The organism is Pyxidicoccus fallax (assembly GCF_012933655.1).
In the GTDB taxonomy this organism is placed as follows: domain Bacteria; phylum Myxococcota; class Myxococcia; order Myxococcales; family Myxococcaceae; genus Myxococcus; species Myxococcus fallax.
The window spans coordinates 1-8,250 of sequence record NZ_JABBJJ010000460.1 but is presented as its reverse complement, the minus strand read 5'-3'; the positions used below and the strand labels follow the sequence as shown (position 1 = coordinate 8,250).

Here is an 8,250-nt window from a genome sequence, read left to right as displayed (position 1 = left end):
ACCCCGCCCGCCGCGTACCCTGGCTCCGCGTGACGCCCGGCCCGGTGTCGCGACGTCCAGCTCGAGAGGCAGGCATGCGGAACCCTGTCGCGTACGCGCGCACCGCCTGGCGGATGGCGCGGGCACTGAGATACCCCGACCAGCTCCAGGACATCCTCGAGCTCGCCGCGGTGCTGGCCCCTCCCACCGCCATGACGCGCCTGGTAGAGCGATTGATGCACCACGACACCGCCGCTCGGGCCTTCGTGGACCGGCCCCGCATGGGCCTGCTCCACATCGCGTCGCTGCGCGCCCTCCCCCAGGGCACCCTGGGCCGCGCCTTCGCGGACCATCTGGTGGAGAACGGACTGGACCCGGACGCCCTGCCCTACCTGGAGGCCCGCACGGACGAGGAGTACGTCCGGGCCCACATGCTGGAGTCCCACGACGTCTGGCACGTGCTCACCGGCTTCCCCACGGACGTGGCCGGGGAGTTGGGCGTCCAGGCCTTCAGCCTCGCCCAGGTGGGCAGCCCCTTCGCCCTGGGCATCCTCGCCGGGGGGCTGGCCAACACCCTCCTCTACGCCTTCTCCGAGCGGGACGAGCGCATGCGCGCCATCGTCCGGGGGTGGCTCCTGGGCCGGCGCGCCCGCATCCTCTTCGGCGCCCCGTGGCGCCAGATGTGGGAGATGCCCCTGGAAGAGGTCCGCCAGAGGTTCGGCCTGGACCTGTCCGCGGTGGAGGCGGTGCTTCCAAGCAGCGCGCACCCCGCCCAATCGTGCTAGAGGGGGCGCCCATGGACGAGACCTCCGAGAACCCCCTTCGCGCAAGGCTCCAGCAGCTGGAGAAGCAGGCCGAGCTGGGCGGCGGTGCCGACCGCATCGCCAAGCAGCATGAGGCCGGCAAGCTCACCGCCCGCGAGCGCATCGACCTGCTGCTCGACCCGGGCTCCTTCTGCGAGCTGGACAAGTTCGTCACCCACCGATCGAGCGACTTCGGCATGGGCGACAAGAAGATTCCCGGCGACGGCGTCGTCACCGGCTACGGCACCGTGGAAGGCCGCAAGGTCTTCGTCTTCGCCCAGGACTTCACCGTCTTCGGCGGCTCGCTGTCCGGCGCCTATGCCCAGAAGATCTGCAAGATCATGGACATGGCCACCCGCGTGGGCGCGCCCGTCATCGGCCTGAACGACTCGGGCGGCGCGCGCATCCAGGAGGGCGTGGAGAGCCTCGCCGGCTACGCGGACATCTTCCTGCGCAACACGCTCGCCTCCGGAGTGGTGCCCCAGATCTCCCTCATCATGGGTCCGTGCGCGGGCGGCGCGGTGTACTCGCCGGCGATTACCGACTTCATCATGATGGTGAAGGACACCTCCTACATGTTCATCACCGGCCCGGACGTCATCAAGACGGTGACGCACGAGGAGGTGTCGAAGGAGGCGCTGGGCGGCGCGGTGACGCACAACCAGAAGTCCGGCGTGGCGCACTTCGCGGCGGAGAACGAGCAGGCCGCCATCGTCATGACGCGCGAGCTCTTGTCCTTCCTGCCCTCCAACAACCAGGAGGACCCGCCCGTCCAGCCGTGTGATGACGACCCGTTCCGGGCCGAGGCGTCGCTCAAGGACATCGTCCCGAGCAACCCCAACAAGCCCTACGACATCAAGGAAGTCATCAAGGCCGTCGTCGACAACAAGCACTTCTTCGAGGTGCAGGAGCAGTACGCGAAGAACATCGTCGTCGGCTTCGCCCGCATGAACGGCCGCAGCGTGGGCATCGTCGCCAACCAGCCGGCGGTGCTGGCGGGCGTGCTGGACATCGACGCCAGCGTGAAGGCCGCGCGCTTCGTGCGCTTCTGCGACTGCTTCAACATCCCCCTCATCACCTTCGTGGACGTGCCCGGCTTCCTGCCCGGCACCGCGCAGGAATGGGGCGGCATCATCACCCACGGCGCCAAGCTGCTGTACGCCTTCGCCGAGGCCACCGTCCCCAAGGTCACCATCATCACCCGCAAGGCCTACGGCGGCGCCTACGACGTCATGGCGTCCAAGCACATCCGCGCGGACATGAACTTCGCCTGGCCCACGGCCGAAATCGCCGTCATGGGCCCCGAGGGCGCGGTCAACATCATCTTCCGCAACGAGCTGCTCAAGGCGCAGGACCCCGCCGCCGAGCGCTCGAAGCTCACCGCCGAGTACCGCGAGAAGTTCGCCAACCCCTTCAAGGCGGCCGAGCTGGGCTACATCGACGAGGTCATCCGCCCGGAGGACACGCGCAACCGTGTCATCCGCGCCCTGGAGATGCTGAAGGACAAGCGCCAGGAGAACCTGCCGCGCAAGCACGGGAACATCCCCCTATAGGGCTGTTCCGGAGCAGCCGGGGAAGCCTCTTCCCCGGCTGGAGGGCAGGCAGGCACGCGCCACTGTGGAAATTTGAGGGTGGCGCGCGGGCTTTCAGGTTGCCAGGAAAGGAACCCATTTTGTCCCACCGCCGACTCATCCTCTTTCTCTCCGACGTTGAAGGTAACCTCACCGCGCTGCGCCAGACGCTGAAGCGCGTATGTGAGGCGGTGGACCTGCCCACGCCAGAAGTGAAGTGGGTGGAGACTCCTCCGGAGGGCCTCGCCGAGGCGGGCTGGCATGCCGCCGAGCTGGAGCTGCCCCCCGCGCCCGGTCGCAAGGCCCGCAAGTCCGAGCAGCCCTTCCTGGAGGAGCAGCTCGACGCCATGACGCAGGCGCTGGCGCAGGACTTCCGCGACCGCGCGCTGGGCGTCTTCGTGGACCGGGAGCACAGCTACGCGCGCACCTGCGTGAGCGGCCCGGGCCGTCCCTCCAAGGCCGTGGAGGGTGAGGTGCTCGACGTGCTGCGCCAGGCCGCGCGCTGGCTGGACGTGGAGACGGGCCTGCTGGCGAAGCTGTTCGGCGGCGGCAACACCGCGCGCAACCTGCTGGCCGCGGCGGTGGACTTCGGCAACGAGGGCACCCGCACGCCGCCCCCCGCCCCGCCTGAGCCGGACGAGGACGACCGCTTCGTGGAGGCCAAGCTGGCGCAGGCCAAGGTCTACATGGACCAGTACCTCAACCAGCGGAAGTAGATGGAAAGCCCTTCCTCCCTTCCGGACGGGCTCTGTTCGGAAGGGGGAGGACTTTCGGACTCACCTCACGGGCGCTGGCGCCGCGAACGCCGCAGGAGCACCGCGCCCGCGATGAGCATCAGCAACCCCATGTTGGCGGAACCGGCGGGCGCGCCGCAGCCGCAGCCCATCGCCTCGGGAGCGGGAACGCTTACGGGCGGCCGGGTGCCCGCGTCCGAGCTGTCACCCGCGTCCGGGGTTTGACCGGCGTCGAGCTGTTCGCCCGCGTCTGGCTGTTCTCCGGCATCGGGCTGTTCGCCCGCGTCGGTCTGCCCACCCGCATCGGTCTCGGTGCCGGCGTCCTCACTGCCTGCATCGGGCTCAGCACCCGCGTCGGTCTCGGTACCAGCGTCCTCGCTGCCCGTGCCCGCGTCGGTCTCGGTGCCCGCGTCCTCGCCGCTTGTACCCGCATCGGGCGTGGGCACGCACTCACCTGCCTGACACGAGCCCCCCGTGCAGGCGGTTCCGTCCTCGCGCGTGGGATTCGAGCACATGCCCGTGGAGGGATTGCACGTCCCCTCCGCATGGCAGACGTCGCTCGCGGTGCAGACCACGGGGTCTGCACCCGTGCAGGTGCCCGACTGGCACGAATCGCTGCGCGTACAGGCGTTGCCATCATCGCAGGCGGTGCCGTTCTGCGCGGGTGTGGGCTCGGAGCAGGCCCCCGTGGCGGGATTGCACGTCCCCGCGACATGGCACGCATCTCCGGCGGTACAGACCACGGGGTTCGAACCCGTACAGATGCCCGCCTGGCACGAGTCGCTCTGCGTACACGCATTGCCATCATCGCAGGCCGTGCCGTTCTGGGCGGGCGTCGGCGCCGAGCATGCCCCCGTGGTGGGATTGCACGTCCCGGCCACATGGCACGCGTCGCCCGCCGTGCAGACCACCGGATTGGCACCAGTGCACGTGCCCGCCTGGCACGAGTCGGTCTGCGTGCACGCATTGCCATCGTCACACGCGGTGCCGTCCGCCACCGGCACTGGCGCGGAGCAGACACCCGTCATCACGTCGCACACGCCGGGTTGCATGCACGAATTCGGAGCGGTGCAGACCACGGGGTCCGCCCCCGTGCAGCTTCCAGCCTGACACGTATCGCTCTGCGTACACGCGCTGCCGTCGTCACATGCGGTGCCGTCCGGCACGGGCGTTGGCGCCGAGCACGTGCCTGTCGCCGGGTCGCACGTCCCCGCCACCTGGCAGGCATTTCCCGCCGTGCAGAGCACCGGGTTGGCGCCAGCGCAGGCCCCCGCCTGACACGTGTCGCTCTGGGTGCACGCATTGCCGTCATCACAAGCTGTGCCATCCGCCACCGGCACGGGCGGCGAGCACACGCCGGAAGCCGGATCGCAGACACCCGCCTGCATGCACGAGTTCGGTGCCGCGCAGACAACGGGGTTCGCGCCTCCGCAACTCCCGGCCTGACACGTGTCGCTCTGGGTGCACGCATTGCCGTCATCGCACGCCGTGCCATCCACCACAGGCACGGGCGGCGAGCAGACACCCGTCGACGGATTGCACGTCCCGGCCACATGGCACGCATCGCCCGCGGTGCAGGCCACCGGATTGGCACCAGTGCACGCCCCGGCCTGGCACGTATCGCTCTGGGTGCACGCGTTGCCGTCATCACAGGCCGTGCCATCCGCCACGGGCCGAGGCTCGGAGCAGACGCCCGTCAGCGGGTCACAGACGCCGGCCTGCATGCATGGATTCGGAGCGGCACAGACCACCGGCTCCGCCCCGGTGCAGCTCCCCCCCTGACACGCGTCGGTCTGCGTGCACGCATTCCCGTCGTCACACGACGTGCCATCCGGAGCGGGCGTCGGCGCGGAACACATGCCTGTCGTCGGGTCACACGTCCCGGCCACATGGCAGGCATCCCCCGCCGTGCACACCACCGGATTCGCACCAGTGCAGGCACCGGCCTGACACGAGTCGCTCTGAGTACAGGCATCACCATCATCACACGCAGTGCCGTCCATCACCGGCACGGGCGCGGAGCAGACACCCGTCGCCGCGTCGCACACGCCGGGCTGCAGGCACGAATTCGGAGCGGTGCAGACCACGGGGTCCGCGCCCATGCAGCTTCCCGCCCGGCAGGAGTCGCTCTGCGTGCACGCGCTGCCATCATCACAGGCGGTGCCGTCCGGCGCGGGCGTCGGCGCCGAGCACGCCCCCGTGGTTGGGTCGCACGTCCCCGGGACGTGGCATGCATCTCCGGCCGTACAGACCACCGGATTCGTACCGGTGCAGGCTCCCGCCCGACACGCGTCGCGCTGCGTGCAGGCATTTCCGTCATCACAAGCGGTGCCATCCGCGGCGGGCGTCGGCGCGGAGCACATGCCCGTCGATGGGTCGCACGTCCCGGCCACATGGCACGCATCCCCCGCCGAGCACACCACGGGGCTGCCACCGGTACACGCCCCCGCCCGACACGAATCGGCCTGCGTGCACGCATTGCCATCGTCGCACGCCGTGCCATCCGCCACCGGCTCGGGCGGAGAACACGCGCCCGTCGCCGGGTCACACACACCGGGACGCAGGCACGGATTCGGCGCCGTGCACACGAGAGGCTCCGCGCCGGCGCAGACGCCCGACTGACAGGCATCGGTCAGCGTGCACGCATTCCCGTCATCACACACCGTGCCGTCCGGCGCGAGCACATCCTCGGGACACGCCGCCGCTCGCCCGCCGCACGTCTCCGCGAGGTCACACGCATGCGCCGCGGGACGGCACTCCTCCCCCTCCGTGACGAAGCCATCCACCGGGCACTCCGCCGACGCCCCATCGCACGCCTCCGCCACGTCACACACGCCCGCCGCCGCGCGGCACTCCTCCCCTTGCGCGACGAGGCCATCCGCCGGGCACTCCGGGCCGGCACCGTCGCACGTCTCCGCCACGTCGCAGGCACCGCCCGCCGGCCGGCACACCTTCGCCACCTCGGCCCGCACGGCGCCGCACGTCCCATCCACCGCGCCACCCGCCGCCACGGCGCACGCCTGGCAGTCCGTGTCCGCGCCTCCGCCACACGCGCCGTCACAGCACACCCCGTCGACGCAGAAGCCACTCGCGCACTGCGCCCCACTCGTGCAGCGCTCACCGTTCGGGAAGGGGTCCGAGACGAGCCGCGCCCGGACACGCGAAAACTGCCGGAAGTCGTTGTAGGCGACGAGGAAGCGCCCCGGCCCCGAGGACGCGGCCACGATGCGGCTCGACCACACGTCCACGTTCTCGGAGATGGGAAACGCCGCCGCGTCCACGGGCGTCATCAGGGGCGTGTACCGCCGTCCCAGGAGGGTGCCCGCGCGGTTCCACGTCAGCAGGTACTGCGTCCCGTCGAACGCCAGGGCCGGCTGCGCCTGCTCCACGAAGTCAGTGGCGAATGCAATCCGGGCCGGCTCCTGTGCCACGCCATCCGAGGCGCGCACCCGCCGGCCGTAGATGTGGGCGCCTACCACGTAGCGCTGGTCCTGCCAGGCCACCAGGAAGTGGCTCCCGTCGAACGCCACCGTGGGATTCAGCTCCTGCCAGGTCTCCAAGGCCACCGGAATGCCCGAGGGTTCGCGCACCGACCCATCCGACGCCCGCACCCGCACCGCGTAGAGGTTGGGGAGGTTGGAGCTTCGCCGGTCCTGCCAGACCGCCAGGAAGTAGCCCCCTCCGTAGGCGACCACCGACATGTCCTGCGCCCCGGCAGTGCTCAACACGAGCCCCCCCGGCTCCATGACCCTGCCATCCGAGGCCCGCACCCGCGCGCCGTAGATACCCGTGTACGTGGAGCTGGTACGCGAGTCGGTCCACGTCACCAGGAAGTAGCCATCTCCAAAGGCCACCGCCGGGTCCTTCTGGTCGGCGGTCGCCGTGGAGATGGCCAGGGGTGTGCCATCGAGCACCGCTCCATCCGACGCCCGAATCCGGACGCCCAGGATGTCGCTGCTCCCGAAGACATTCGGGTCCCGGCTCTCGAACACCACCAGGAACTGGCTCCCATCCGACGCCACGCCCGGCTGGTCCTCCAGGCGCGACGTGGTCGCGATGCGCATCGCGGGGTCGTCGAGCACCGTCCCGTCCGAGGCCCTGACCCGAGCCGCGAAGATGTCAGAAGCGTTGCTCTGCGCACGGTCGTCCTTCCACACCACCAGGTAGGTGCCCGCCGCGTGCGCCACCGCGGGAGTCAGCTCCCGGCTGACGTCCGTCGAGAGGACCTGCTCCGGGTCCAGCAGCGTCCCGTCCGGCGCCGCCCGCGCGCCGGCGACCAGGAGGTGTCCCGTGCTCCGGTTCTCGTACCAGGCGACGAAGTAGCGGCTCCCATCGCTGGCCAGGGCGGGAAGCCGCTCCTGGTGGGTCGCCGACGCGGCCTCGCCCAGGGCAATGACGGGTCCGACCACGCCATCGCGCCCCACCGGCGCGCCATGGAGGTCGTAGACGTTCTGGGCCGTCGGGTGCTCCCACGCCACCAGGAAGCCGTCCCCGTTCGAGGCGACGGAAGGGCCCGCCTGGTTCCCCGCGGCCACCATGACGGGAATCCCGGCGGGGTCCAGGACCGAGCCGTCCGTCCCCACCCGCGCACAGTAGATATCCGAGTTGTTGAAGCCGTTGCGCTGGTCCGACCACACCACCAGGAACTGGCTCCCGTCGAACGCGGCGCGCCCCACCGACATCCCCGAGGCCCGGGAAATGGCGAACCCGTTGCCATCCAGGAGGGCCATGTCCGAGGCCCTCACCCGCGCGCCGTAGAGGCCCCCCGCGTTGAAGGTCACCAGGTAGTTGCCTCCACCGAAGGCCACCTCGGGGTAGCCCTCATCGGCGGACGAGGTGGCGATGGCCATGCCCGCCGTGTCGAGCACCGCGCCGTCCGAGGCCCGCACCCGCGTCCCGTAGAGGTCCGCGCTGCTGCCGTTCCGGTAGTCGTGCCAGACGACGAAGTAGTCCGTGCCGTCGGAGCCGATGGCGGGCCAGAGCTGGTCCCTCGGGGCGGCCGAGATGCTCAGGTTGTCCAGCACCCGGCCATCCGACCCGCGCACGCGAGCCCCCCGGATGTTCACGTACGGCCCCGTGGTGCTGCTGACCTGGTGATCCTCCCACGCCACGAGGAAGTCCCGCCCGTTGGAGGCGACGGCGACCTCGTTCTGGTCCCCCGTC

General features: G+C 70.5%; 4 protein-coding genes. 3 read left to right on the top strand and 1 reads right to left on the bottom strand.

The genetic code is table 11. The annotated features are described in order from the left end of the window. Positions 1 to 74 precede the first annotated feature (74 nt). The 3 genes from HG543_RS48810 to HG543_RS48800 all read left to right on the top strand — a co-directional run bounded on the left by HG543_RS48810 (position 75) and on the right by HG543_RS48800 (position 3,069). The gene (locus tag HG543_RS48810; RefSeq protein WP_169351832.1) at positions 75 to 764 is read left to right on the top strand and encodes a Coq4 family protein; all 690 of its coding nucleotides are present in this window, start codon (positions 75 to 77) and stop codon (positions 762 to 764) included. 11 nt (positions 765 to 775) lie between these two features. Further along, entirely contained in the window at positions 776 to 2,335 is a 1,560-nt protein-coding gene (locus tag HG543_RS48805; RefSeq protein WP_169351831.1) for an acyl-CoA carboxylase subunit beta, read from the top strand. Positions 2,336 to 2,454: 119 nt separating this feature from the next. Continuing rightward, positions 2,455 to 3,069, top strand: a complete 615-nt coding sequence (locus tag HG543_RS48800) for a hypothetical protein (protein WP_169351830.1) — start codon at positions 2,455 to 2,457, stop codon at positions 3,067 to 3,069. Positions 3,070 to 3,134: 65 nt separating this feature from the next. On the opposite strand, the gene HG543_RS48795 is transcribed toward HG543_RS48800, so the two are convergent. Next, the coding region (locus HG543_RS48795) for a hypothetical protein (RefSeq protein ID WP_169351829.1) at positions 3,135 to 8,250 on the bottom strand (5,116 nt) is incomplete at its 5' end.